The organism is Nostoc sp. (assembly GCF_036917465.1).
In the GTDB taxonomy this organism is placed as follows: domain Bacteria; phylum Cyanobacteriota; class Cyanobacteriia; order Cyanobacteriales; family Nostocaceae; genus Nostoc.
In genome coordinates this window covers 52,128-78,869 of sequence record NZ_JBALDL010000041.1, presented here as the reverse complement: position 1 = coordinate 78,869, position 26,742 = coordinate 52,128, and the positions used below count along the sequence as shown (strand labels likewise).

Annotated in this window: 17 protein-coding genes; 2 read left to right on the top strand and 15 right to left on the bottom strand. The window is 40.9% G+C overall.

Features of this window, described 5'->3' with window-relative positions; translation table 11 throughout:
• Nucleotides 1-59: 59 nt before the first annotated feature.
• From V7K38_RS08185 to V7K38_RS08170, 4 genes are all read right to left on the bottom strand, one after another.
• Nucleotides 60-3,116 (bottom strand): hypothetical protein, encoded by a 3,057-nt coding sequence (locus V7K38_RS08185; RefSeq protein WP_334856899.1) that lies wholly within the window; start codon nucleotides 3,114-3,116, stop codon nucleotides 60-62.
• Between the two features lie 31 nt (nucleotides 3,117-3,147).
• Nucleotides 3,148-5,895 carry a tubulin-like doman-containing protein gene (locus tag V7K38_RS08180; RefSeq protein WP_334856898.1) on the bottom strand — a complete coding sequence of 916 codons (2,748 nt, stop codon included), beginning with the start codon at nucleotides 5,893-5,895 and terminating at the stop codon, nucleotides 3,148-3,150.
• Between the two features lie 20 nt (nucleotides 5,896-5,915).
• On the bottom strand, nucleotides 5,916-7,697 hold the full coding sequence (locus tag V7K38_RS08175) for a vWA domain-containing protein (protein WP_334856896.1): 1,782 nt from the start codon (nucleotides 7,695-7,697) through the stop codon (nucleotides 5,916-5,918).
• Nucleotides 7,698-8,478: 781 nt separating this feature from the next.
• On the bottom strand, nucleotides 8,479-11,403 hold the full coding sequence (locus tag V7K38_RS08170) for a GAF domain-containing protein (protein WP_334856894.1): 2,925 nt from the start codon (nucleotides 11,401-11,403) through the stop codon (nucleotides 8,479-8,481).
• A gap of 247 nt (nucleotides 11,404-11,650) precedes the next feature.
• Here V7K38_RS08170 and V7K38_RS08165 point away from each other — a divergent pair, with 247 nt between their 5' ends.
• On the top strand, nucleotides 11,651-11,812 hold the full coding sequence (locus V7K38_RS08165; RefSeq protein ID WP_334856892.1) for a hypothetical protein: 162 nt from the start codon (nucleotides 11,651-11,653) through the stop codon (nucleotides 11,810-11,812).
• A 130-nt stretch (nucleotides 11,813-11,942) separates the two neighbouring features.
• On the top strand, nucleotides 11,943-13,064 hold the full coding sequence (locus V7K38_RS08160; protein WP_334856890.1) for a quinone-dependent dihydroorotate dehydrogenase: 1,122 nt from the start codon (nucleotides 11,943-11,945) through the stop codon (nucleotides 13,062-13,064).
• A gap of 41 nt (nucleotides 13,065-13,105) precedes the next feature.
• Here the strand turns inward: V7K38_RS08160 and V7K38_RS08155 are convergent, their stop codons facing one another.
• From V7K38_RS08155 to V7K38_RS08105, 11 genes are all read right to left on the bottom strand, one after another.
• Nucleotides 13,106-13,828 carry a hypothetical protein gene (locus V7K38_RS08155; RefSeq protein ID WP_334856888.1) on the bottom strand — a complete coding sequence of 241 codons (723 nt, stop codon included), beginning with the start codon at nucleotides 13,826-13,828 and terminating at the stop codon, nucleotides 13,106-13,108.
• 153 nt (nucleotides 13,829-13,981) lie between these two features.
• Complete coding sequence (locus V7K38_RS08150) at nucleotides 13,982-14,173, bottom strand: hypothetical protein (RefSeq protein ID WP_334856886.1); 192 nt, start codon at nucleotides 14,171-14,173, stop codon at nucleotides 13,982-13,984.
• 55 nt (nucleotides 14,174-14,228) lie between these two features.
• On the bottom strand, nucleotides 14,229-15,842 hold the full coding sequence (locus V7K38_RS08145) for an iron uptake porin (RefSeq protein ID WP_334856884.1): 1,614 nt from the start codon (nucleotides 15,840-15,842) through the stop codon (nucleotides 14,229-14,231).
• A gap of 200 nt (nucleotides 15,843-16,042) precedes the next feature.
• Nucleotides 16,043-17,089, bottom strand: a complete 1,047-nt coding sequence (locus V7K38_RS08140) for a Gfo/Idh/MocA family oxidoreductase (protein ID WP_334856882.1) — start codon at nucleotides 17,087-17,089, stop codon at nucleotides 16,043-16,045.
• 266 nt (nucleotides 17,090-17,355) lie between these two features.
• Complete coding sequence (locus V7K38_RS08135) at nucleotides 17,356-18,756, bottom strand: sugar porter family MFS transporter (RefSeq protein WP_334856880.1); 1,401 nt, start codon at nucleotides 18,754-18,756, stop codon at nucleotides 17,356-17,358.
• Nucleotides 18,757-18,907: 151 nt separating this feature from the next.
• A complete protein-coding gene (locus tag V7K38_RS08130; protein WP_334856878.1) occupies nucleotides 18,908-19,906 on the bottom strand; it encodes an ABC transporter permease subunit in 999 nt (332 codons plus the stop codon).
• Nucleotides 19,903-21,459, bottom strand: coding sequence for a sugar ABC transporter ATP-binding protein (locus V7K38_RS08125; RefSeq protein ID WP_334856876.1), 1,557 nt, complete (start codon nucleotides 21,457-21,459; stop codon nucleotides 19,903-19,905). Before V7K38_RS08125 ends, V7K38_RS08130 begins: the two co-directional genes overlap by 4 nt.
• A gap of 419 nt (nucleotides 21,460-21,878) precedes the next feature.
• Nucleotides 21,879-22,928 (bottom strand): ABC transporter substrate-binding protein, encoded by a 1,050-nt coding sequence (locus tag V7K38_RS08120; protein WP_334856874.1) that lies wholly within the window; start codon nucleotides 22,926-22,928, stop codon nucleotides 21,879-21,881.
• 107 nt (nucleotides 22,929-23,035) lie between these two features.
• Nucleotides 23,036-24,043, bottom strand: coding sequence for an ABC transporter substrate-binding protein (locus V7K38_RS08115; RefSeq protein WP_334856872.1), 1,008 nt, complete (start codon nucleotides 24,041-24,043; stop codon nucleotides 23,036-23,038).
• A gap of 735 nt (nucleotides 24,044-24,778) precedes the next feature.
• Nucleotides 24,779-25,675 carry an inositol oxygenase family protein gene (locus V7K38_RS08110; RefSeq protein ID WP_334856871.1) on the bottom strand — a complete coding sequence of 299 codons (897 nt, stop codon included), beginning with the start codon at nucleotides 25,673-25,675 and terminating at the stop codon, nucleotides 24,779-24,781.
• A 516-nt stretch (nucleotides 25,676-26,191) separates the two neighbouring features.
• Complete coding sequence (locus V7K38_RS08105; RefSeq protein ID WP_334856869.1) at nucleotides 26,192-26,677, bottom strand: gluconokinase; 486 nt, start codon at nucleotides 26,675-26,677, stop codon at nucleotides 26,192-26,194.
• Between the last annotated feature and the right edge of the window lie 65 nt (nucleotides 26,678-26,742).

Genomic DNA, 26,742 nt, shown 5'->3' with positions numbered 1-26,742 from the left:
TTGACACCAATGGCATCTTGCCCGCCCTGGTTGTGCAAATTAAATACGCGACAGCTTACCTAATTCAGGGGATTATATTCTGAAAGCAGATGATCTAAAAGCTTAACCTCATAACGATTAAAATCTGAAGCAGATGTTCCTAATTCCTGTAATTTATGGTAAATAAAATCACGTTCATAAGTTTCGATACGTTCTTGTAAGTCTCCATAGAGTTCCTGAAAGGTGAACTCAGTTGCTAAAGCTAAGGTAATTTGTTCTCGATTTTTACCAATTGACCGACCGTTAAATTGATAATCACCTTGAGAATGTTGGGATAGTAGCCCAAGAGCGATCGCTAACAGCAGGGTTTGATAAGCTAATTTTAATTCCCTACCAGAACCTATTTCTTCTGGGATTAAATCAGGAATGTTTTCGTCTTCGTCGATTTGTTCGCTCTGAGTCCGCTCATAGCAGTCTCGATAAAACTCTATTTTACTGAGAAAATAAGCCGGAAAGCCTAATGAACGGGTCAGAATAGACAACCTCTGCTCATCTTCAGCTACCAAGGCGGTTAAATTACGACTCAAGTGACTGTAAAACCCAAAAATTTGTTCTTTATCTTTTGCTCCCACCCAAAGGGTAATCTCCCGTTGAGAAGTTGGGTTTAAGTTAGCGTCAATATCTTGAAGTCGCAGCAACAAATTAGCGCTATCATAAAGTTGATTCAAACGCAGATTAGCAGTATTGGCAGCAATTAAATCTGATTGTTTTAATACTTCGCCAATAGACAAATTACCCAATTGCTCGAACTGTTGACGGGCAAAGGGCATAAGTTGATTTTGAAACTCTTCAGCAGAAATTTTCCATGACTGAGAACGACTGATCTGTTCTTCAGTAAACTTCTCAGTTGGTAATGTGGAAAGAAAACTTTGGTAATAAGCATCAATATCCGCATCAGTCAGAACTGTAAGCCGAATTTCAGAGAACTTCGTGGTAGCTCGATCGCGTTGAGCAACCAAATTATTGTAGATATCAGAGAAATTGGACAGAGTTTGACGTAAGATTTCAGTTCTTTGTTTAGCTGTTTTAATCAAATAATTTAACGCTTCGACACGGAGATTTTGGGCGTATAAATCGTACTCTAACTTTAGTTGTTCATTATAAGTGCGACGCAATTCGACGGCGGTTGCTTTAATAGTGCTTTCTAGGCGTTTAATTTGTTTCTGAACTTTCTGAATGCGATCGCGGATATTAGTGCTGTACTTGAGCCAAACAACACCTAAGTAAGTCAAAATTGTTACCGCAGTCCAAAGCAGATAACTAATTAAGTTAGCCCAAAACTTTTGCAATAACAGCCATAGTGTGGATTGACTGAAAATTCCGGTCAGAATCAGCAAGGCTAATAAAGCACCAGTAACTAAGGTAGGATAAACGATTAAATATTGTGAACGAAAACGGTTTTCTTCTGCTAGCAGTTCATTTAAGTTATCTGTAGCTGTTTCGAGTTGATTTTCAATGGCCGTTAAGTGGTTCTGAGCTACAACGATCGCAGCTTCGCCTTGTTCACGAGCGCGAGCGATCGCCATAAAGCGGATTTGTCGAGCGTGTTCGATTTCGGCATTTAACGCTTGACGATACTCCGCAACTGCTGTTTCTAGCTGTTTCTGAGTTGTTTCTAGCTCTTGCTGTTGTTCTTCAGATTTTCTTTCAGCTAAAATATCTTGTAATTGTTGCTGCCGCAATTTTAACGATAGAACTTGGTTGAGCAGCTTTTGAGTGGCTTCTCGATCAATTGTTACCTGCAATCTTGAATCGAGAAATGCTTCAGCTGCACGCAGTTCTGTAACCAGATTCTGCGATTGATCGCCAATGGCATCCGTTTGCAGTTCCAAATACAAAAAGGTCAATATATTTAATAGCCTAACTCCTTCATGTAAGCCTCTAGGTGTAGCATCAATATAGCGATTTATGCTGCTATCTAAAAAGCTGCTTAGGTTTCCTTGTAGTTGTTTGCAACACTTTTCCAGTGTGCGCTTATAGGAAAGTAGCTCTTTATTTTCAAATTGCCGATAGGCACGCTGCAATTCCATCCCATATTCCCGCGCCATCGCTGGATGGATGTCAATACGCGGATTGAAATCTTGCCAAACTGGTTTGCCGTTGTCTCGTTCTAATTGCAGAAAAGCATTGCTAAAATCTTCACTAAGGACAAATCCTTTGGCATCTAACAGGCATTTGCGAGTTGCTTCTGGAGTGAATTCTGCCTTCGGTAAAAACTGCTCCATGACAATATCGGCAGCGAAGGCAGCACTCAAACGGTTAATGATTGTTTCTCCTGGAAAAAATAGTTCTCCATAACCAAATGCACTATAGGCGGGTATTTTCCCCCGCACTTTTTGTGCGCCAATCAATAAGCCACTGGTTTCCGGTTCGATGGTGAGAAAACCTGCCAAAGCATCAGCATAGCTAGATAAATTATCCCTCAGTCCCCCAATTTGCTCATCCATCAGCCAGCAGTTATCAAAAGGTGGTGCTTTTTGAGCGCCTGTAATCACAACTCCAATGGTCATTTTGTAATCTAACTCTTTCAGGAGCGTGTAAGCAACGCCGTAATCAGCAGTTGTGGTTTGGGTAAATAACCCTGGTAATAGCAATAACGCTTCCAAGCTGTAAGGAATATCTATAAAGTACTTAGAAAATAGCCAACGAATTAAGCGTACTATGTCAAAAACAATTCCCCTGGCAAATTGATTGCTGACTGAGAGCATGAGATATATTCGATGGGTGTTGCTGATTTTCACTCCTTGGCGTTTTGCTGCGATCGCTTCTTTTGACTGACTAGACGTTTTCAATAATTCAATCAGTGCAGTTTGCAGTTCGCCTGTCGCGTCGCTGAACTGGGTACGAATTTTGGAAACATAAGCTTGTTTACTATGAGTTTGAGCCAGCTCAAAACTAGTGTCAGCAAACTGATCTAACTCGCCACTAAAGCCAAAAGTTTGACCATCCCAAGTTAAGGTATAAGTTTGGATTAAACAGGTTTGATCGGCTGGAAATTCTTGCAGTTGCCGTTTAATGGCTGCACAAAAAGCGGCACTGTGAGGATCGAGTGCAAGTAAAATAGTTGGTTTTGGCATGGGGACACTTCTCAGAGTGCAAACTATAGGGCTAAATAATCACATCTAAATCTTCCAGGTAAGCTTCAATTTCCTGGATTTCCATTTCTACTTGTTCTTGAATCTGGGCATCAACCCTGCGATCTTTTAAAACCTGATTGAGGTGATTGATGTAGTTTTGCAAAGTAAATTTGGCTTTGTCTTGGTCTTCATGGGTAATACGCTCAACTTTGTCAGCAACTTCCTGAACCAGAGGCAAGTTACGCTTGAAAGCTTGAAATGCTGACTTGCGATCGCCTCCCAAAGGCAAAACACCGCCTTCTAATCTTTTCGCTTGTTCTGTAGAAACGAAATAGGTTCTACGCTGATTGACAATTAATTTATATCGATCGGGTGCTAGCGCTAAAGCAAACCAACGCAACGCCCCACCATCGTCTTCTGGAGGAATTAAATTTGCTAAGTTTGTCCAATTGCGATGCAGGTGCTTGAAGACTTTATTCGGATCTAAGTAAGCTAGCTCCATATCCCTCATTCCATTGAAGGCAAATAAGGGGACACCAATTTCGACTCGAAACAGCATAACCTTATGGGGTTCGCCTGTCGGTACAAAAGAAGGACTATTATTTCCTCTAGGTAGGCGATTAGAAAGCGGTGGATCGCTAAAAACTGTGTTGTTACTCTCTACGCCGTAGTAATAAAATTCTGTGATTACGTGCTGCTGTTGAACGGGAATTTCCATTTCTTCGTACTGCCAAAGAGGAACTGCAAGTTTGCCAAGTTGTTGCAAATCTTGTCCCGCATCTTCGGGATTGCTATCTGCTAAAACCTGCTCAACAGTCATACTGGTGAGAGGATAGTAAGCTTCATCGACAAATTTCAGAATTTCGTTTTTGACATCTTCAGCTTTTTTATCAGACCAATTGGTTAAAGTTTGAGACTGTTCTCGATACCAACGGATAAAATCTTCGCCAGTGACTTTGGGGCGTTTCGATTGCAGATTGATGCGCTGAATAGTGTGAATAAAAGGATTATCGTTACTTCCTTGACGGTTAACCTCGTGATAACTCTGTTCTAAATCTCGATAAACTTTATCTAAGTTGCTATGTAGACGCTGACACTTTTCCTGGATTTGCTCTACCTTAGCCCGTAGTACACCATAGAGTTCAGCCGCTTTATCACACCGTTTCCAATGTAAATAAGTCTTCCACTTTTGGTCAGCCCGTTCTTTGTATCTCTGACAAGCTGCTTGGATAGTATTTTTATTTGGGAACCAAGTTTCTGCGGCTTCTTTAATTTTTTCTTCTTGTGGTTCTAATTTTAAAGCATTGAAACTGGATTGCGCCTCTTGCGATTTACGCTGGACACTCTGCTGTAATTCGTCTAATTTTTGGGAAAGTTTGCTCAAAAATTCCAAAACATAAGCTAGTCCATTGGGACGGTTAAGACCGCGTTCCCAGAAAGTTGCGATCGCAGCAGATGCAGTCTGCTCTAAGCGATAAAAACTCAATCCCAGTTCTTGAGCCGTCCGTTGTTCAAATTGATCTAACTGCCGTTTGTAGAGTTCTTTGATTGTCGGCAAAGCTGTGCGATCGTGACGCATTTCGCCAATTCGGAATTCGGGTTTAATCTGTCCGCCGCGATCGCTTTCAGTTAACGCATTCAGGACAGTGGCAGCGTCTGCTAGCTTGCAATCTTCTAAAAACCGGGTGATGTCGCTTTCTAAATCGATTGTTGCAGTAGATGCCATCAACTCATTTTTCAGCAAGCTTTGAGCATCCTCTAATTTCATCCGCTCGTATTGCTGTACTGGCAGAGTCAGAGTAGCAAAGCCAAAACTACAGTAATTTATATTGCGTCCTCGAACTTTTTCACCATTTGCCAAATAAGCGCGAATGTTATCAGCAACGTTAGCAGCGTCTAGACCGATTTGAGAACCAATCTGGATGTATAAGCCATCTGCAACTAAATTTTGCAAATCGTCTGGACGACCGACTACAGTTCCATTTTTGTTAACCCCGTCAATTAAAAATACAGCATCAAAGGGAGGGCGATCGGCTTTGATTTTTGTGATGCCATAATCAATCTCAATGCTATTAGATGGTGACAATCCCCAAAAGTGTTCAATTTCCTTGAGAGCGCCATAGGCATTAGACTTCACCAAGTGAGTTTGGGGAATATTGGCAAACACTCTCGGTAAAACAAATACCCCCGTAATATTAGAAAAATTATTGAGATGTTCCCTTGTTAAAAATGCCACATCTAAAAATGTGCCACTGCCCGTTCCACCAGCCAAACTGCCAACAATAAAAACTTCGACACCATCCCGACTGGAAACTTGAAAGTTATCTGAAAATGCTTGTTTATTAATGCGAATTTCGCGGACAGCATTGATTGCTTGAGAAATTAAACTTTTGATATCGCCTACTCTCGCAAATAAAGCGAGTCGTCCCCGGGCCCGAATCTGTCCGGCACCACTGATCAAGGCGTTTGCTGGAATATCCCTAGGCCACCATTCTGCGATGTGGTCGTTACGTGTTAGCGGGAGAGGATTAGCGACAGAGATTGCATAAAGTTCATTAGGTTCTAAAATAACCTTGGTGCCATCAGGTGATTTTTCTCGTTCTTGGATGTTTTCGGTAGTATCAATCGAAATAAAACGAATAACTTCTGGAACTGAGCCGTAAACGTCTATGAATCGCTTTTTAAGTTTGAGGACAACTTCATAACCCGTTCCTCCTAACCCGATAACAACGGTAGGACGAAAAACAACCGTGGGACGCACAACCTTGGGACTTAACATTCACTTTCCTGTGAGATTATTCAAAAGTTTGTCTGCCCACTGCTTGACTCAGAGGGTCTTTGGTGTTCAATCCAGTTAAATTGCAGCTTAACGTTGTCAATCTCAATGATGTCCTCGTCGTAGAGTTCATCTGTATTTATTTTTTTAGTATTGACAAAAATTACACCTTTCAAACACCGCAAATCTATATTTTTTTTGCCTACCCGCCAAACTGTGACTAACTCGGCATCAGAATTTGTCGCAGCAATGGCTGGTATCAAATCACTCAAGCGTACTCTCCCCTTGTGTAGGTGAGTGAGACTAATCTCTTCGTCTGCTGATGATTGTGGCAGGGGTTCTAGCACTACCAACGCTCCTTCTAAGCGTTTGCGGGTACGAAAATCTTCGACTAATTCCAAGGGGGTTTTGCGTTGAATCAAACAAATTAGTATCAGGGTAATTAACAGTACCAGCAGCACTAAGAGCAACCAAATGACTATTTTTCGTCCCAGTGGCATCAAAATATACAGATGAACTTCCGCACTAACCGGGGTAGCAATTGAGTTATCTGGAGTTAAGACTAAGGTGAAAGTGCGATCGCCTGCAAAACTGCTATCAGTAACTTGCAACTGCACAGGAATTTTAGTTTCTCCTGGTTGTAAGGATATGGCTGCTGAAGGTTCTGCGATAGAAACGTCTTTGAAATTGCCTTGCTGTTGTAAGCTAGCTGTTCCAGATATATTGCTGCGAAGTACAAAAGTTTGGGTTTCAGTGGTTTTGCCTGCTTCTATTGAGCCAAAATCTAGCTTTGTCGGTTGTATTTGTAGTTTTGACTTAATGGTTACAGGTAGGTCAATTTTAATTGGTGCTATCGCTTGGTCTGCGATCGCTAATACCAAGCGCAAGTTACTAGCGCCCGCTTTTGCCTCTGCTGGTATCTGTAAGCGTACAGGAATGGGTGTTTCTTGATTCGCAACTAAGTCGATGGTGCGATCGGGTGAAATTAAACGAATACCGCTTTGCTGAGGGTCTTCCAGTTGCAAACTTACTTTACTATTGACATTACTGATGCCATTAATATTGAGCGGTTCAGTAGTTGTTCCAGGTGATACTGGCTGCAAATTGGCAGTGGGTAAATTAATATCAAGTTTGGGTTTAATAAGCGTTGGTCGGATATTTTTAGCCAGTTGGTTAAGCTGAACTCCTCCAGGATCTCGCAATACTTGCCCCTTGCCGCAAAGTGCTGGATTGCTAGCAAAATCATTCAGTTGCTTTTCGTGTTCTTTTAATCCTAAAGACACAAAAAATATGTATGGCTTACATTGTTGCTCACGTAGAAATTGGGTATTACCAGGAATAGAAACAGGATTAGGAATACCACGCACATCTTCTAATCCATCTGTCAGAAATACTATACTGACAGTCCGACCAAGAGCATCAGTACGTTTGTTTAATAGGGCAGAATGTTGTAGCGCTTTTTGCACAGCTTTACCTGTATGAGTCCGCACACCCTCAGCCTGAAGTGAGCTAATTATTTGCTTTAGTTTACCTCTGTCTGGATTACTGGTAATCTTGATATCATCTGCATTTAAAGTTACATCTTTGTCAAAAGTATAGATAGTAACTGTATCGCCTAATCTAGCAGTATTGACAAATTCAGTAATAGAATTTTTGACTGGCTCAAAAATATTTTTTGTTCCACCTACACCACGCATGGAAGCAGAAGTATCTACTACTAAAATCCAGTCAATTCCACCTTTTGGAGTAGTTTGAGCAGATGCACCACACAAGTTATTAATTGATATTAGAGCAAAAAAAATCATGCTTTGGATTGAACGAAATCTCAAGTAATGCTTGAAGTATCTAAAACTCATTGATAGATTTCTCCATGCATAGTGATTTGATATTTGTCTTCTGTTAAGCTACTGCTTAACAGTTGATATTTAATCCGTCTAATGGCTGTACATATATTTCTGTACCATCCATATAATTCTCTTTTTGGTAAACTTCGGTTTGACAACCTGACAATTATGATTTGATGCACTGATTTCATCTTATTACCTAAAAAATGTAGGCTAAAGCTGCTATTTTCATACCAAAATCGATATAAAAATTTGATGAGATGTGTAAGTTATTTAAATCCAGTAGCTCGGTAAAAAAATCGCTCTTTATTTAATTATTTAATCTCAATATGAAATATTATATTGATATCTAACCATTAGTTAAATATTGTAAAAAACACTAATAATTGCGAATTATTTTTGTTTTAATCCCATTAATATATGTATTTCATAGAGAATTTGACAATTTTTGTCTGGCTAATTCTTTTTTTATCAATAAAAATATGAATGGTGCTAATCAGCGTTTTGTCAAGTTATATGTTAGCTATTTTTTTAAAGAATGTCACGTTTTTTTTAGACATGCAAGTTATCAAAAACTACAAGTTCAACTCTTTATATAGTCAGTAAATATATACAAAATTGTTGAGATAGTTGCCAAGATAATTTGATATTTCCGTTTAATTAGCCTTGACAGGGAGAAGGATAAATTGTTAGTGCTTGTAGTTATAGCGGCTCCGGTATAATTAACGTAGAAAAAGCTCTACTAAGAATCATGAACAGCTAAGGGCAAAAGCAAGCGACTGACTACCCGATTGTCTGGTAATTGATAGAAATTTAACTCTCCTCCCAGTTCCAGCATGAGATTTTGGCAGATTAGTAGATGTAAAGCTGGTGGTTGGTCGAGCTTGGAGGGAGCAAGCACATCTTTGGGTGTATTATCATGTAGTTCTGTGAGTAGCTCTGATTCCATCGCACCGTTATATGTAATCGACAGTTCTAGGGATTTCTGATGTTCAGTTCCTCCACTTGTGGAAGAATACTTTGCCTCTGAGGATTTTGACGCATCTAAACGGCGACACCAAATGTCAATTCTGCCGCCCATTGGAGAACAGTTACAGGCAGTAATTAATAATTCATGAATAACTAATTCAATTTTGACAATATCACCAGCGATCGCCATTGCAGATTGAGGGCTGGAACTAGGAATGCTTTTAGCTAATGTAGAGTTATTGGGCGATTCTGGCTGATCAATTGATTGTCCCAAACCGTGTACACCAATCCACAGCTTTTGTTTATGAAGTAAATTTTCGATGCGTTCGAGCGATCGCTTTAGTAAACTGGCTATGGGCATAGTTTCCCAACTGAGATGTAGCTGCCAGTTCTCAAGTTTTAGCATTCCACTCATGGAAGTGGCTGTGTGGTCTAATTGTCTTAGCAATAGCTGGTAGCGCATCTGAGTCAGTTCATTAGCAGGAATGCCCAAATCATGTATTTGTTTCAGGGATAACGCTGTTATTCTTTGGATTTCCTCTAGGCGACGATGTTTGTACCAGTTGAGTTGTTGTAATTCCTCTGTTGTGGATTCTAGAAGTCGGTTAATTTGCTTTTGACGACGCCACCAAGCTAATTGATTAACCAGAGTTGCGATCGCATTCAGGTTTTGTTGTAACCAGCGACGCTCTTGATAGTCTGCTAACAACACTACACCTGTGATTTCATAATCAGCATTAGTACGTAATGCCATCACCAAAATTTGACCTTTATCTGGAGTATTTAACCATTTTCGAGTTTCTGGGGGTAAATTATCCACCTTCAAAGTCAGGTAATTTTCCGTAGCCACTGCCCACTGAATTAAAGCTTCAGACTGGATAGAAATAGGTGCATCGGAAAAAATCCCAAATAGACTATTGTCAATGACTCCAGGAATAATTTCTGCCCAATTTTCCCCAGGCGACCAGGATAGTAGTAAGGCTAGGGGACAACCCATAATTGATGCTATTTGTTCGAGTGCTGTTCGTTCTAAATGCTTTTTTTCAACCTCGATTTTACTGTTCTGGGTTTGTGTCAAGATGTTGAGGCATTGCTCAAAAGCCTGGGAAGTTTTTTGCTGCTGGGTAGTATGGTTGTGCAATTGCCACTGACGAACAATCACACCAATTTGTTGACTAACAGCCCACAGTAACTCTTTTTCGAGAGTTGTCCAAGAGCGATGGGTTTCGTGAGTGATCAGCAAAAGTGCTGCTGGGATATGGCCATGAGTGCATTTACAAATAAGTAGCGATCGCACCCCACTTTCTAGTAAAAAAGGCCGCCAGTTAAAAAAGCGTAAATCTTCATCTAAATTCTCAATTTCCACCGCTTCAGTTGCACCTTGCAAAAGCTGTCTATCTAATTCTTTGAGAATATTCAGGTTAAATGTCAATGTTCGACGATTATGGGGCTGACTTTGGTAAATAAATTGATAATTATTCTGTTCGGGATCGTATTGCAAAAGCAAAAAACGGGTAGCTGCTAGTCGAGTTAAAATTCTTTTAGCACAGCTTTGTAAAGTTTCCTGAAGTTCATGCTCGCTATAAATACCTTGGGCAACTTGACTAGTTAGTTGGGCATCTTCTTGAATCTGTTTGATAGTACTTTCCATAGTTTCGTTAGGTGCAACCAAGGAGATTAAACCAGCCACACCCTGAACAAAATTTTTGTCTGCTTCCGTCCAGATTCGAGGTTCATTGCTTTCCACCGCCAGAAAACCGAGCAAGTTCTTTTGCCAGATGATTGGAGCAGCCAAGAGCGATCGCACCTTCAGCCGTTGCAGCAATTTTGCCGTAAAATGGCCTTTCAAAGAACTGCGGGCATCACCAATTGAGACAATTTGGTTTACTGCCAAAGCATAATAAAAGTCGCTCAAGTCCTGTACAGTCACTCCCACCGCTTGCTGAGTGCTGGAATTGCGATCGATTTTGACAAGCTGATTGCTCATCCGACACCAAAAGTAGCGCCCTTCACGATCAAACCAGTAAACATTTGTCCGGCTAGGGGAGACAAATTTATGAGTTGCTTGTACGCCTGCTTCCAGTCTTTGATTAAGGTTACTGAGGGTGCGTAAATTTCCAAGCAATTCTAATAATGGCTCATCGATTCGCTTGGTTTGCTTTCGCTGCTTACGTATCTCAAGTTGATAAAGCATTGCCCCCAGTTCGCCTAAAACCATCATCAATCGTGCTTTTGTTTCCTCTGTCAGTAGATAGCCCCAGCGTTCTGAACCCAGTAACAGCAAACCTAAGCAACGGTCTTTATAGCGAATTGGTAAAATAATCGTTCCTTGGATCTGCAATTTTTCAGCAATTTTGCGCCATTCAGCAGCGCGGATTTCAGTTTGTAAATCAGCTATGCCCAAAGGATGCTGTTCAATCACCACTTGCTCTAATAAATCCCCAGGACTGAGAACAACCCTTTGGTATAAAAAGCTCGTGTCACGCTCTGGCGTAATACCACCTTTGCCGAATAATATGTGATTTACGCGATCGTAAAGAGCAATCCAAATCAGTCTGTAATCAAACTGTTCTTTAAGATAAGAAATAGTAGTTTCAATCAGAACGTCAACATCATCTTCTTCTCTGAGGCTCTGGAGGACGCGCCCTAAAGAGAGGATCTGCTGTTCGGCGGCTATAGGTTTTTGCGGCTGCGCCATCTGATTTATTGGTTAACATAACTTGTAATATATAAGATGCCCAGAAAACCACCCTGAGTAATATTGCCACAAGTGTTTAATCTTGAACCTGAACAGCTTAATAGGCGGTTATGTACCCAGAACTACTTAACAGTAACAATACCTTCACCAAAAGAGAGCCTACAAAACAAAAATTTTAGCCAAACTAGCAAAATGACCCATACATGAGCATTTAACTGACAGCGAATGCCATAAGCATAAGTTTTGCGTGCATGACCATAGCGATCGCGCTGAAGGTTTTGAGCCACCTTTAGAAGTGCAGCAGCAAATAGTTGATGAATGTGAGGCGATCGATCAGACTGTAATTAATGCTCAACAGGCAATTCAACAACCTAGAAATGAAATTGAAGAGAATATAAATCAAATATAGTCTGATAATTAACCAACTTTTCGCGGCGATCGCTTACCTCAGTACATTGAATTATTACCCACTTGTACAAAATTCTGGAGTTAATTCTGACTGCTGAATTTTGAGTTATTCTTTATATTTATATAAGTTAATGGATATTTATAAATTTGCAATTAGTCCACTTTTGTTCAATCTGGTAAAAACAGACCCAGAGTGGTTACACCAGCAGACGATTCGCAGTTTTAGCTGGCTATCACAAACCCCTGCTAGTTGGGCAAACCAACGCTTACAAAAATCTTTATGTATGTACGATTCCCGCCTAGAACAAAATTTGTTTGGGCTAAACTTCCCAAATCCGGTCGGATTAGCGGCTGGCTTCGACAAGGATGGAGTCGCTGCTGGTATTTGGTCTAATCTGGGTTTTGGCTTTGCAGAACTAGGAACTGTAACTTTTCACGCACAACCAGGAAATCCGCGTCCCCGTTTGTTTCGCTTGCCGTCGGATAAAGCTGCTCTTAATCGCATGGGCTTTAATAATCTTGGTGCAGCAGCAATGGCGGCACGTTTGAAACAGAATTCAACGCAATTAATACCTATAGGGATAAATTTGGGTAAATCTAAAGTAACTCCTCTAGAAGAAGCCGCACAAGATTATCTTGATAGTTTTCGCTTACTCAAGGATTTGGGAGATTATTTTGTTGTTAATGTCTCTTCCCCAAATACGCCGGGGTTGCGATCGCTCCAAGATGCTTCTATGCTCAGTACCATCTTGAATTTATTACAAGAAGAAAATACAGCACATAAACCAATTTTTGTCAAGATAGCGCCAGATTTAGAATACGTTGCGATCGCTGACATTATTTCTTTGGCTAAAACCTACCAACTGGCAGGAATTATCGCCACTAACACCACCATCAGGCGTGATGGACTGAAAACTCAAGTAATTGACCAAACTGGCAAATCACCCCAAGAAGAAGCTGGCGGAATTAGTGGTGAACCATTGCGCGATCGCTCCACTGAGGTGATTCGTTTTATTTGGCAGCAAACCCAAGGAGAAATCCCAATTATTGGCGTTGGTGGCATTTTTTCCCCAGAGGATGCTTGGGAAAAAATTACTGCTGGTGCTAGCTTGATCCAAGTTTATACAGGCTGGATTTATGAAGGCCCACTGATGGTACGCCGGATTCTAGGAGGATTGCTTTCCAAACTAGAACAAAACGGATTAAATTCCATCAACGAAGCTGTGGGCTTAGAAGTAAAAAGTAAAAAATAAAAAGTCAAAAGTAAAGCTTGAAAGTTCTTTCTTTTGCCTTTTTATTTTTCGTCTACTGGAAAAAACTCTTTAGTTCTTTCCGAATATGACCAGGCAATACCATCAGGGTCTTTACTGCGACTCCATTCAGGAAACTCTGGATCGTTTCGTCGTTTATAAACCGTACTGGAATAGACATTTAGCCGTTTGGCAAGTTCAGATTGAATGAGAGAGCCAAAAATTAACTGTTTTTCCAGCGATCGTTTATCTTCTTCATGGGTTAGCTGTGGTTGTGATTCAGTTTCTGGTTGTTCCTCCTGTGGGATTGGTGGTGGTGCTAGGAGCGATCGCGCAGTTTTAGTTACTGGTTGAGTTGGAAGTTCTTTGACAGGCTCACTACTGTCAAGAATATTGCCGAGAATACTGGCAGTTATAAAGTAATAAGACTGTCCTGTATCTTCAGAGTTAACGATAGTGGCACCAAATTCAGAGGCTTTACCATCCAAGTAGCGTTTTGCCGTTGTTCCGGGAAAATTGCCCTTGATTGCCAAGTCCATTGGCGTAAGTCTGCCCTGATTTTCTCGAACCAACTGATGAAAAGTTGGGTTAACTCGTATAGTCCACTGTTGCCATTGATATTCCTGCCAAATCTTGAAGCCAATTACCAGCACAATTAACGCTAGTAAAATTCTCCAGGTAGCAACCAGGAAAATAATCAAAAACGAGATGGGCAAAAGTAGAACGAGAAAAGCCTTGCCGTTATCTTCTATGGGTTTTTCACTCATGCTGATTTTTGCCAAGTGAATTTTGGGAAATAGTATTATATATCTTGGCAAAAATTGTGACACTTTTTTGTATCTTTTGGCAAATTTAAGGCAAATTTATCGGCAAAATATTTACTATGTGAGTCTTGCAAGCCTTCTGAAACTAGAAATTTTCTAATTTTTCTGCGATCGCATTGGTAAATTAAATATACAAATCATGGTTTGCGCCGATCGAGCGATGCCTTCTCTACGAGACGCTACGCGATCGCTAACGCAGTCCCAACGAGAAGGTAATAATTTGCTGGTTGGATTAGAATCATCCCATTCCCCATCTCCAATTCCCAATGCCCAATGCCCTATCAACAAAAAAGTTGCTGCCTGCAACCCTAGTTAGTGAATCAAATAAACCATTCACATTCAGTTAAAAATCGAAGGTTGTACGAAGTACACCCACATACTGCGTATTATTTCTACTATCGTTTTCCGGGTTAAGAATCACCCAAAAACCAGGAGTTACTGAGATATTATCGTTCAGGCGGTAGCGATAGAATGCTTCAATATGATAGGCAGTGTCTCGGTCTTGACGGACATCACTGTTAGAGACACGCGGCGGTATACCGAAGAGAATTCCCGGCAAGTTGCCCTTACCGCCCAAATCGGGAAACGACATCCCAATCGCCCCAAACCAAGCATTGGCACTATCACCATTGTTCACAAAGAGAGAATCTGTTCCACCCCTACCATTAGAAATATCACTGAAACCAGAATTCTTCGCGTTTGCCCAGACATATCCACCCCAAGAGTGAACCTGGAAATTTGGGGAAAAGCGATAGTATCCCTGTACACCAACAATACTATTGGAAGTAGCAATGTTGTTTCCAAAAGGAGCGTTTGACAGGGCGCTGCCTCTCCCAGCGTTGACATCTACAGTGCCAGCAGGATTATAACCATGAGAATAGGCAACACCAATAGCTCCTTGTTTGCCGTAATATGCCAGGTGCGCCAGAGCATTGTAGCCACCATCAAATAAGCCATTTTGTGCTGATGAAACGCTTGGATTATTTGCTAAATAGCCCAAGGTGAGAATCAAGTTTTTACTGATACTCAAGTTAGCGGCTGCACCACCACCACCCCGCTCAAAGAGAGGGCTATTTTTGCCAAATAGTGAGGGAATCCCGTTCCCATCATCGCCGATAGTGGCAGGAGTGATGTTGTTTGTGATGTCGTTGTAACCAATACCTGTGGGGCCAACAACGAAGGAAAGGGAATCACCAACGGGGAAGTAGTAACGGATGTGGGGAATTATCAGTGTATCGTTGTTGTCATTGTCAAAATTCAGGCGTGTCATTCCCGTGCCTGTGGCTGCAGCAATTTGACTTGTACCATTGGAATTTGTAAAGTTGCCAAATTCTAGCCGAACTCGCAATAAATCCTTACCAGTAAAGCTACTCTCTAAGTTGAGACGACCCCGGTTTGCAAAGAAGAGACGGGAGTCATCGCGATCGCCACCCACTCTATTACCAAAGGTATCACTAATAGCGGTAATAATTTGAGCATTCAACTTAGTAGTGGTGGAAAATTGCTGCTCCTCTAGCGTTGCTGTATGTGCCTCCAGCGTATCCACCCGGCCACGCAGAGTTCCTAATTCTGTCGCAAACTCTGTCTGCAAATTTCGCAGCACTGTTAAATCTTTTTTCTTAACTAAATCATTAGTACCCACAGCAATTAATTCATTTACTCGGTCTAAACAGGCATTTAAACCAGCTGCAAATTCATAACGACTCAAGGCACGATTACCGCGATAGGTTGCGTCAGGATAACCTGCAATACAGCCATAGCGTTCGACCAGTGATTGCAGTGCTTGGAATGCCCAATCGCTCGGTTTGATATCGGAAAGTTGAGAAACAGAATTTACTTGTCCCTGCAAATTTCTATTAGCATCTGCTGGACTCGAATCTTCTTCTGGAGGTGATGCCGAAACTGCGGGAATTGCCAACAATAAGATAAAAAAGCTATGAGAAAAGACTTTGATCATTGACTTATTAATTGAAAATGGTTGAATTCTGACTTTGTAACTAAAGAAATTACAATCGAATAAAAGTTTATAACCAGTACATCAAGACGTACAAAAACAATAGCTGAAACCATTATCTTCGGTAGGGCAATTTATGAATTGCCTCTACGAATTGTAGTTTTGCAGAAGTCCTAATATTTTGAGTTTAGGTTTTAGGTTACTCAAAGCAACGCTATAACTTTTTGCTCATTGCTGCTTTTAATAGCCGCTTCTATAATCCGCATGACATTAATTCCGTCTTCGGCAGTAACAGCAATTGGCTGATTATCAACAATAGATTTATATACTGCGTCGTAATAGCCTAAATAACTGCCCTGTGAGCTTTTTACTTTTTCCCGAATTACTTTTGTGTCTTTTTCTGTATGCAGCAAGCCATATTCACTTTCCGGCTCTGTATACCAATCAAGTGTATTAGGCTTGATGCCTGCTACTAAATACTGTTCTTGAGCATCGGCTCTGCTTTTGAGAAAAGAACCCTTAGTGCCATGTATGATGTAGGCAGGTGCAGGCTCACGCACAAGGAAACCTGCTTTTAGTTTGACGCGCAGTTTGTCGTAGTAGAGTATTAACTCGAAATAATCATCTACCTGCGATCGCAGCCTTGTGATTCGGATGTCTGCAAAAATAGCATCAGGCATCCCAAATAAATACAAAGCTTGGTCTATTAAGTGCGGGCCTAGATTATTTAATATTCCTGCACCTGGACTTGGAACTTCTACATGTTGTTTATGGCTGAGTGCTGGTTTATATTTTTGAAATTGAAATTCTGCTTCAATAATATCACCCAGCAAGCCATATTCTATAACTTTTTTTACTGTTTTAAAATCACTATCCCACCTCCGGTTGTGATATACAGATAATTTCTTTCGCTGTTTTAATGCCAATTCATTAAGTTGTTCTGCTTCTCTGACTGTTGTGGTAAATGCTTTTTCCACCACTACATGTTTATCTGCTAACAAAGCCTGTTTAGTATAATCATAATGTGTATAAGTTGGTGTATTTACTACCACCAAGATTACTCGATCGTCAGCTAGCAATGCTTCCAAAGAAGGATAGCTTTTTACTCCTGGATAATCTTCCTGTATCAGCTTTTTGCTTCTTTCCCAGGAGCCTGCTAATTGAAAACCGGGATGCAAATCAATGAACGGCGTATGAAATACTTTACCGGACAAACCATAAGAACAAAGAGCCGTATTGAGAGTTTCCATCTTTTTACTGATTGACTGAAGCGAAAGCTTATATTTAGTTGTTGTCAGATGCTCGGCATAAAGTTTGCATAATTAGGGCGGGCAAGATGCCCACCCCACAAGATTTCTATAAATCTTGTCTGATTTGATATCAAATCAGTCTGTATCGGAATTATTCCTCTTTCCTCTTCCTCTGCGCTCTTAGCGTCTCTGCGGTTTTTTAATCATTCAGATATTATCAGAATTACCAATTACGCCACAGAGGTATTAAGTGAAGTGGATGTAAATTACATATCTTCTAACTCAATTCCTTTAGTTTCTTTAATAAAAAAGAGAATGAAAAAGAATGAGGTAGCAGCCGCAATTGTATAAAGTCCATAGGCAGAACCTAGACCGAAATATTGCAGTATGGGAGGGAATGTTGTGGAAATAACGAAATTCGCAACCCATTGGATTGCAGCAGCAATTGAAAGTGCAGCCGCTCGAATTTTGTTATTAAACATTTCTCCTAACAACACCCAAACTACTGGCCCCCAGGAGAAACCAAAGCAAAATACATAGAGATTGGCTGCAATCAGAGCTAGAGTTCCGGCACTTCCGGTAAGGGCGGGGTTTCCAGCAGCATCTAGGGGAGCGTTGCCAAAAATATAAGCCATCGTCCCCAAGGTAAAGGTCATACCAATTGACCCTATTATGAGCAAAGGCTTGCGACCAAATTTATCTACGAAGGCGATCGCAATTAATGTTGTAATAATATTGACTGCTCCTGTAATCACCGTGATGCTTAGGGAATCTTTTTCGGAAAAGCCGACTGCCCGCCACAAAACGCTGCTGTAGTAGAAGATTACATTAATTCCAACAAATTGCTGTAATACAGATAAGCCTATTCCTACCCAAACAATAGGCAGGAGTCCACCACTTCTAGTCAACAAATCAGAAAATTTAGGCTGGCGTTCACGAAATACTGTCTGCCGAATTTCTTCAATTTTTGGCAGCACATCACCCCCCAAAATCTTGGTCAGAACGTTAACGGCTTCTGGCTCCCGTCCTTTAGCAACTAAGTAACGAGGGGATTCAGGAATTGTTAAAGCCACCATCCCGTAAAATATAGCTGGCGGAACTGCTGTCCAAAACATCCAACGCCAGGCTGCAACCCCAAACAAAAATGGCAAGTCTGCTGAACCTGCTGACACAGCAATAAAGTAGTCGCTTAATAAGGCGACGAAAATTCCCACTACGATCGCTAATTGTTGCAGAGATCCTAATCTTCCTCGCAAATGGGTGGGAGAACATTCGGCAATGTAAGCGGGCGCGATGACGCTGGCAACGCCGATTCCAATGCCACCTAATACCCGCCAAAAGATAAAATCCCAGATACTGAAGGCAAGCCCAGAGCCAATGGCACTGATAGTAAACAACACAGAAGCGACCACCATTGCCTTGACTCGACCATAACGGTCTGCAATTTGTCCGGCAAAGAAGGCTCCTACCGCAGATCCTAGCAATGCTAGGGACACTGCTAGCCCTGTTACCCAACTACCGGTGTTAAAAGCTTTTGATATAGATGAAACTGCGCCGTTGATCACAGCAGTATCAAAACCGAATAAAAACCCACCAAGGGCAGCAGCACCAGCAATCAAAACGACATATAACGTGTTGGATTTACGACGAGCAGTAGTGGAGGTCATAGTTTATATATTGGGGATTAGGGATTAGGGATTGGGGATTGGGGATTGGGGATTGGGGATTGGGGATTGGGTGTTGATGCAGCCTCTGGTAGAGAAGTATTGGGGATTAGTTAGTTATTCCCTGTGTCCCCCACCCAATCCCCAATCACCTCTACCGTCTAGAACGTCTGCGGAGTCGGTCAATCATTACTGCCAAAATAATTACTAGTCCTTTGACGACTAGTTGCCAGAAGTAAGATAGGTTCAACAGAGTTAAACCGTTGTTGAGAATAGCAATAATTAATGCACCTAAAAGAGTGCCGCCAATGGTGCCAATACCACCTGTAAAACTGGTTCCACCAAGAATAACAGCTGCGATCGCATCTAATTCATAACCTTGACCCAATATGCCACTGGCACTGTATAGACGGCTGGCGCTCATGACTCCTCCTAAGCCTGCCAGTAATCCGCTAATACCATAAACAAATAGCAACACCCGATTAACTTTAATCCCAGTTAATCTGGCTGCCCGTTCGTTACCACCAACAGCATATATCTGCACTCCTAAAACAGTTTGCCGCAGCACAAACCAGCTAGCGATTACAGTTAGTAGTGCAATGATGACTAGCCACGGCAGAGGCCCGATGTAACTATTACCCACCCAAGCAAAATTGATGTCCCGATTAATCAGCGTTGTCCCTTTGGCAATCAAAAAGGCCACACCCCGCAAGGCTGTAAGTGAACCCAGGGTGACAATAAAAGGTGGCACATCCAAAAAGGTGATGAGAGCGCCGTTGACTAAGCCTAAAAGCAATCCTGCTAGCAATGCAGCAGGTACAGCCGCCCAACTTAAAGCCGGCAGTAGCGATACCAATAGTCCAACTACGGCAGACACAGCCAATATTGACCCAACTGATAGGTCAATACCGCCGGTGAGAATTACAAAGGTCATTCCTGTTGCCAGCACAATATTGATTGATGCCTGACGCAAGATATTAACGATGTTACCGCCGGTGAGAAAGTTGGGAGAAAGGAATGCAAATAAGATGCAGATAATTACTAAAATCGGCAGAATTCCCGCAACTTCCAGCAGAGTGCTGATTGATTTCCGGTTGCGAGCTGCGGGATTGTTGGCTGATTTATTGGCCGGGGGTCTGACTGTCTGACTCATAATGCTGATACCTCCGATGCTCCAGTTGCATAGTGCATAATCTTTTCTTGGGTGATTTCTTTGCCAAGACTGCCGTCCAGTTCGCCTACTAGTTGTCCCTCTCGCATCACCAAGACGCGATCGCTCATTCCGACAATCTCCGATAGTTCGCTGGAAACCATTAAAATAGCAACACCTTGCGCTGCTAATTCGCTCATAATTCGGTAAATTTCGCTTTTGGCACCAATGTCTACGCCGCGTGTCGGCTCATCTAACATCAGGACTCTGGGCTTAATGGCTAACCAACGCGCTAATAGTAGCTTCTGTTGATTACCGCCAGAAAGATCCAATGCTCTAATTTCCAAATTTGCTAGGCGGATATTGAAGTTTTCTACTGCCTCTGTTGACAGCCGATTTACTGAACCCCAGTTAACAATTCCACCCCTTGCATCCTGCTTGAGCGTGTTGATGGCAATATTCTTGCGGGCGCTCATCTCCAGAAATAAACCTTGGTCTTTGCGGTCTTCTGGGACGTAGCCAATTCCCGCAGCAATAGCATCACTGGGCGAATTAATTTCCAGTTTTTTCCCATTTAAAAATACTTCACCACTGGCCTTGCGGTCAGCACCAAAAATCAGTCGGGATAGTTCTGTGCGTCCTGCACCAACCAGTCCCGCTAAACCGAGAATTTCTCCAGCATGAAGTTCAAAACTAGCCGGCTCAATCTTCTTGCGGGCATCGCACATATTTCTGACTGACAGCACCACGGGGCCAGGATTCATTTGCCGTTGATGTTCGTAAAAATCTTGCATGGAACGCCCGACCATCATCTGCACCAATCGCTGTGGAGAAATTTCACTGCGTGTCAGACTGCCAATATATTGACCATCGCGCAGGACGCTAATTCGGTCAGCTAAGGCGTAGATTTCTTCCATGCGGTGGCTGATGTAAATAATCGCAATGCCATCACGCCGCAGTTTGCGAATTACCTCAAATAAATGGTCGCTCTCGCGGTCAGATAGGGCTGCTGTTGGCTCATCCATCACCAAAACGCGGCTTTTATCTTTTAGCGCTCGTGCAATTTCAACTTGTTGCTGTTCTGCGATCGATAAAGTACCAACTATAGTCTGGGCTGTAAAATTGGCTCCCAGGCTTTCTAAGACTTGCTCTGCTTCCAGTTGCATTGCTTTGCGGTCTAAAAATTGACCTCTCCGCAACTCGCTACCCATAAACATATTTTCGGTAACGGTTAAATTAGGTGCAACGTTCAGTTCTTGATAAATAAGATTAATACCCGCCTTGCGTGCTGTCGCCGGGTCGGTAATTTTCAGGGGTTCACCATTGATGCGAATTTCTCCAACATCTGCAATGTAAGCGCCTGCCAGAATTTTCATCAATGTGCTTTTACCTGCTCCATTTTCACCCATGAGGGCGTGAACTTCTCCCGGATAAATCGTGAGATTAACATTTTGGAGTGCAGATACACCATGAAATCGTTTGGTAATCCCTTGCATTTGTAATACAGGGGTGGTGGTTGGTGCATCAGGAAATGAGGTTTCAATACTTGTTGTCATGAAAATCTCCTCTAAAAATAATTTAAAAGTCGCAATTTTGAGTTATCTTATGTCCGCTCAATTGTTTATAGTTTTGGCGTTACCCCTCCCTAACCCTCCCCTTATAAAGGGGAGGGAACCGGATTTCTTATTTCCCTGCTTTACAAGGGGAGATTAAGGGGGGTAATTCTACTTGTGGGTAATTGAGCGGATTTGATATTAGAAATTCAGAACTGATGTGAAATTAAAATTATCACAAAATCAGGTTTTTAAAACTGATTCCTATCTTAGAAAGTTATGAATATCGCCTTTCGATATTCATAACTTTTTACAGATGCACATATATACATCATGGGTATGTGCAAAAACTATGTCAATGTATCAAAAGACTCAATTCAGATTAGACATTATTTTTAATAATTGTAAATTTACAAGTATTATTATTTCCAGCCTTTTTCTGTGCCAACATTATCTTTTGTAATCAGCTTAACTGGAATCAAAATGGTAGGATTGCTAGGTTTTTTGCCATTTAAAATGTCGTTTCCAACCTGAACTGCTTTTTCGGCCATCCCTCGCGGATTTTGAGTAGCGGTGGCAGCATATATACTATCTTTCGTTGCGATCGCAGTGATTGCTTCTGGCGCACCATCAACCCCGACAATAAAGAAATCTTTCCGTTGTGCTTGGTTTGCTGCTAGTTCTGCGCCAACTCCACTCGGATCGTTGATGGCAAAAACTGCATCAATTTTCGGGAAGGTTGTGAGTAAATCAGTCATAACTCTCAGTCCTCCATCCCGACTCCCTTCTGCATTCTGGTTTTTGGAGAGAATTTTGATATCAGGATATTTGGACAACACATTCTCGCAGCCACTAACTCGCTGAATCACCGAGTCAACTGGCGGCCCGTTAACTATGACAACATTGCCTTTACCTTTGAGGCGATCGGCAATATATTTACAACTCACTTCTCCAGCTTGAACATTATTAGTAGTGATGGTGGCATCCACACCTCCTTCAGCACCTGTATCTACCGCAATGACAATTCTACCTGCAAGTTTTGCTTTTTCAATTGCTGGTTTAATGCCGCTTTTATCAGCAGCATTGACGATAATAATGTCAGTATTAGAAGCAGTAAAGTTTTCAATTTGATTGGATTGTTGGTTCAAATCATAAGCACTGGAAACTACGGTTACATTGACATCTTTACCGCCAATTTTCTTTGCTTCTGCCTCAGTTGCTTGTCCCATGAGGACGAAGAAAGGGTTACTTAAATCGCCAACCGTGAAGGCAACGGATCGTAATTTGGAATTTCCAGTGGCAGTTTTAGTCTCAGCACTAGTATTGGTAGCAGGTTTTGGATCGGGGTTAGTAGCAGTGTTGTTATCGGGAGAGGCATTTGTACAGCCGACAACGCCACCACTGATGATACCTAATATGCTAGCTGCGATTACGCGAAGCGTAATACTAGAAGTGAACGCAATCCTTTTCATATCTATATATCTCCTAAATGTCTAAAAACAGGGTCAAGTATTGTAACCCTCGTATATCAAACCTTCTCTTTGTCTTGTAATTACGAATTACGAATTACGAATTACTATTACCAGCCTTTGTAGCTACTGAGGTTGTCTCTAGTAACCAAGTTGACTGGAATTAGAATGTCAGGTGACTCAGGTTTTTTACCCTGAATGATATCGTTGCCAATCTGAACTGCTTTTTCGGCCATCCCTGCGGGATTTTGAGCCGCAGTTGCAGCAAATACCCCATCTTTGTCTTCCATTGCTTTGGTTGCATCTGGCGAACCGTCAACCCCAACAATAAAAAATTCTTTGCGTTTTGCTTGTCTCGCGGCTAAGTCTGCACCCACACCGCTTTGATCGTTAGTGGCAAAAACGGCATCTATTTTGGGAAAGGTTGTGAGCAAATCACTCATAACTCTTAATCCTCCATCCCTTGTCCCTTCAGCGTTTTGGTCTTTAGAGATGAGTTTGATATTAGGATATTTGGATAATGACTTCTCGCAGCCACTAACTCGCTGATTGATTGAATCCATCGGCGTACCGTTGAGGATAACTACACTACCTTGACCTTTGATGCGATCGGCTATATATTGACAAGCAACTTCACCAGCTTGGGTATTGTTGGAGCTAATCATTGCATCTACATCTGCATCAACGGCTGAATCTACTGCAATGACAACCTTACCTGCAAGCCTTGCTTGATCAATTACTGGTTTAACTCCTTTTTTATCAACAGCACTGAGGATAATTAAATCAGTATTCGCAGCAGTAAAATTTTCAATTTGGTTGCTTTGTTGGTTCAGATCAAAGCCACTGGAAACCGCATTAACTCTAATATTACCGCCGATTTTCTTAGCTTCTATTTCCGCACCCTTTTGCACTGCATTATAAAAAGGGTTTCCCAAGTCACCCAAGGCAACACCAATTGTTTGCAATTTTCTATTTGGACTATTAACTGTAGTCTCTAAACTAGTGTTGGTAGCAGTATTAGTGCCAGTATTAGTAGCAGAATTGTCATTTTGAGCGCGATTTGTACAGCTAACAACAGTTAAACTTAGTATGCCAACTATGAGCAAAATTCTCTTCATATTCGTCTATTTTTAAGCAACGGATTTAAACTTCATAAAGTTAAGCAGAATATTAACTAGGTGTAATAAGTTCTGACCTAACCTAGATATACTGCTAGCTTTGTCAATATCAACTCTTACTAAACGTCTTATGAACTGACGTAGTTTGAGTTTGCTAATATTCAGTTCACCAAACTAGATATTTTATTTATAAAGCAATCTCTTGACGGCTAAATTACATCAAAAATTCACATTATTTTTTTGTAAAAATGCTTTTTTAATGTGTTTATAAAGAAACCACCTTTTCAACAAAAACCTAGAAAATGATCTTCTTAAAATTGCAAGTTTATACTTGTTTAATTAGTTTATCCCTCTTGAGTAAAAAAATGAGTTTTCTTTATCGATCTTTACAAAATAAAGAAAGCTTTTTAATCTCTCCTTATGTCCAAGCTCTAAGAATTACAGCATTTGCAAATATTAAGTATTTTTGAGTTTAGATAAAATTCAAAAAACTTAATATTGATATATCAAAGTTTCATAATCTAGCTTGGAGTTCGATCAATTTTAGATTTTAAATTTTTGGTAATGGAGTTGAAAGATTTAGAATCTTAAGTTTAAAGCTAGTTTTAGAGCCACTATCTTTAGGTATAGAGTTGATCTAAAATCTCAAATGCAAAATTGATCTAGTATTGCATTTTCTAGAAACAAGGGGCGTGATTAGCGCACAGCAATAGCTAGTTATCGAGTGTCATCAGTTTAAAACTTTAAGGTCGCTGGTAAATATTTAGCGACTAAATCTTCATAGTATGGTCTTAATTTTTGCCAATCAGGAGGAGTAGGGTTTTTTGAATACAAATCATAAGGATTGAATAAATTAACCCATTTAAACATCTCTCGGTCGTGATTATCCATCAAATGATTATATCCGTTTTCGCGGTGTTGAGGATAAAATGAGTGATAGCGAAGCATATACAACGCAGGTTCAGGTAAATAGTTTTTCATTATCTGATATAAATATTCATCATGTCCCCATGAAATATGTACATTACTCAATCCACAATTCGGCTCGTAAACACCATATTTAGTGTTGTAATTGGGATTATTGTAATCAGGGTTTTCTTGGAAAAATTCTGAAAAAACAATTTTATCAGAGAATGCACAACCCACAGGATAAGTATCACCTACGGTAGCCCATTGAGGCTCACCAAATAAACACAGCACTTTCCCCATATCGTGAAAGAAGCCGGTAAGTACCATCCAGTCAGGATGACCATCAGATCGAATGGCTTCTGATGTTTGCAATAGATGCTGTAACTGATCCATGTCTGTATCAGGATCTGAATCATCTACTAATTGATTCAAAAATTCAATCGCATCCCAAACAGACATTTCTTTTTTATCAAACTTGAGAAAATTCTTTTCTTTCTCAAATACAAAATTATATGTTTGATTAATATGATTTAAGCGATAAAATTCTTTTACTGTGTCTCTGGTAGGTGTTTCGTAATTTCTGTACGCTTCAGTAGTTTTACCTTCTTTAACTATGCTGTCTGGATTGGGATAGCGATTGAGTAAGTCTTCTTCCCACTCTTCTAGCGAATGTAAGGGATTGTATTGAGCTTGTTCGATGGAATTCTTGAGAATTTGAGACATATATTGTTACTCGTCGATATTGATTTGTTAAATATGCACACCTGTGCAAAACCTGTTATGAACTTATTCTTGCACACGTGTGCAAGAGAGTGTGTTAAGTTTCTTTTCTATCTGCATAACTCTGTACAACATACTTCGTTAAGCGTTTTTTACAATCTACTCGGAGCGGGATTAGGTAAAAGATTGACAAAGTACACGAAATGTAGGGCGCAGACTTAAGACCAAGTACTTATGCGATCTGGGTAGAGATAACCTTATGCCTATAGACGATTCATCTGTTCGATAGATTTTTCAATAAATAGCGTTATGCACACATCAGTAAAATCTCTCTTAAGTTTTTTGTCGGCTTCACCTAGAGGTGTGTTAATTTGCCAATTGTATGGTCTAGGAATACTACTACAGTTATGTGGTTCCTTTTAAACCTCTTTAGACTTGTTTACGACGTATTTGGTTGCTAAAAGTTCATGTTTTCCTAGAGACGTGATTAATCTTAATGTTACGGTTGTAACCAATAAGCTAAAGTCTCAAAGCCGCTCTAATGTTCTGCACGATCATCTGGGGTGGTTGTGCAACATCCATAGATATGGTATCTAATGGTTCTTCAAGGGTATCAAACTGGCTATTGAGGAGTTTTTCGCTCATATAATGATTGCTACGCTCTTGCAACCGGATTTGAATCAACTCATAAGACCCTTTCAGGTAAACTAGTTTAGTAAGTTCCCTATCCAATACCAAAAATTGCCGATAGCTGTCTTTTAAAGCCGAACAGGCCAGCACGACATTTTTATTTTCTTGTAGCCAATGTTTTATGGCTGTTTGCAAATCTTCTAACCAAGGTATCCTGTCAGCTTCACTCAACGCAATACCGCACTGCATTTTCTCAACATTTTCTGGCGAGTGGAAAGCATCAGCGTCACTAAACTCCCAGTCTAAGGAGTCTGCTAGCAGTTTTCCTATGGTAGTTTTACCAGAACCAGATACACCCATGACGATGATAATCATATTTTTTTGAAGAAAAGCTAAGTTATTGAAACTAACACAGAGCAAAATGTGAGTTGTATTAAAAT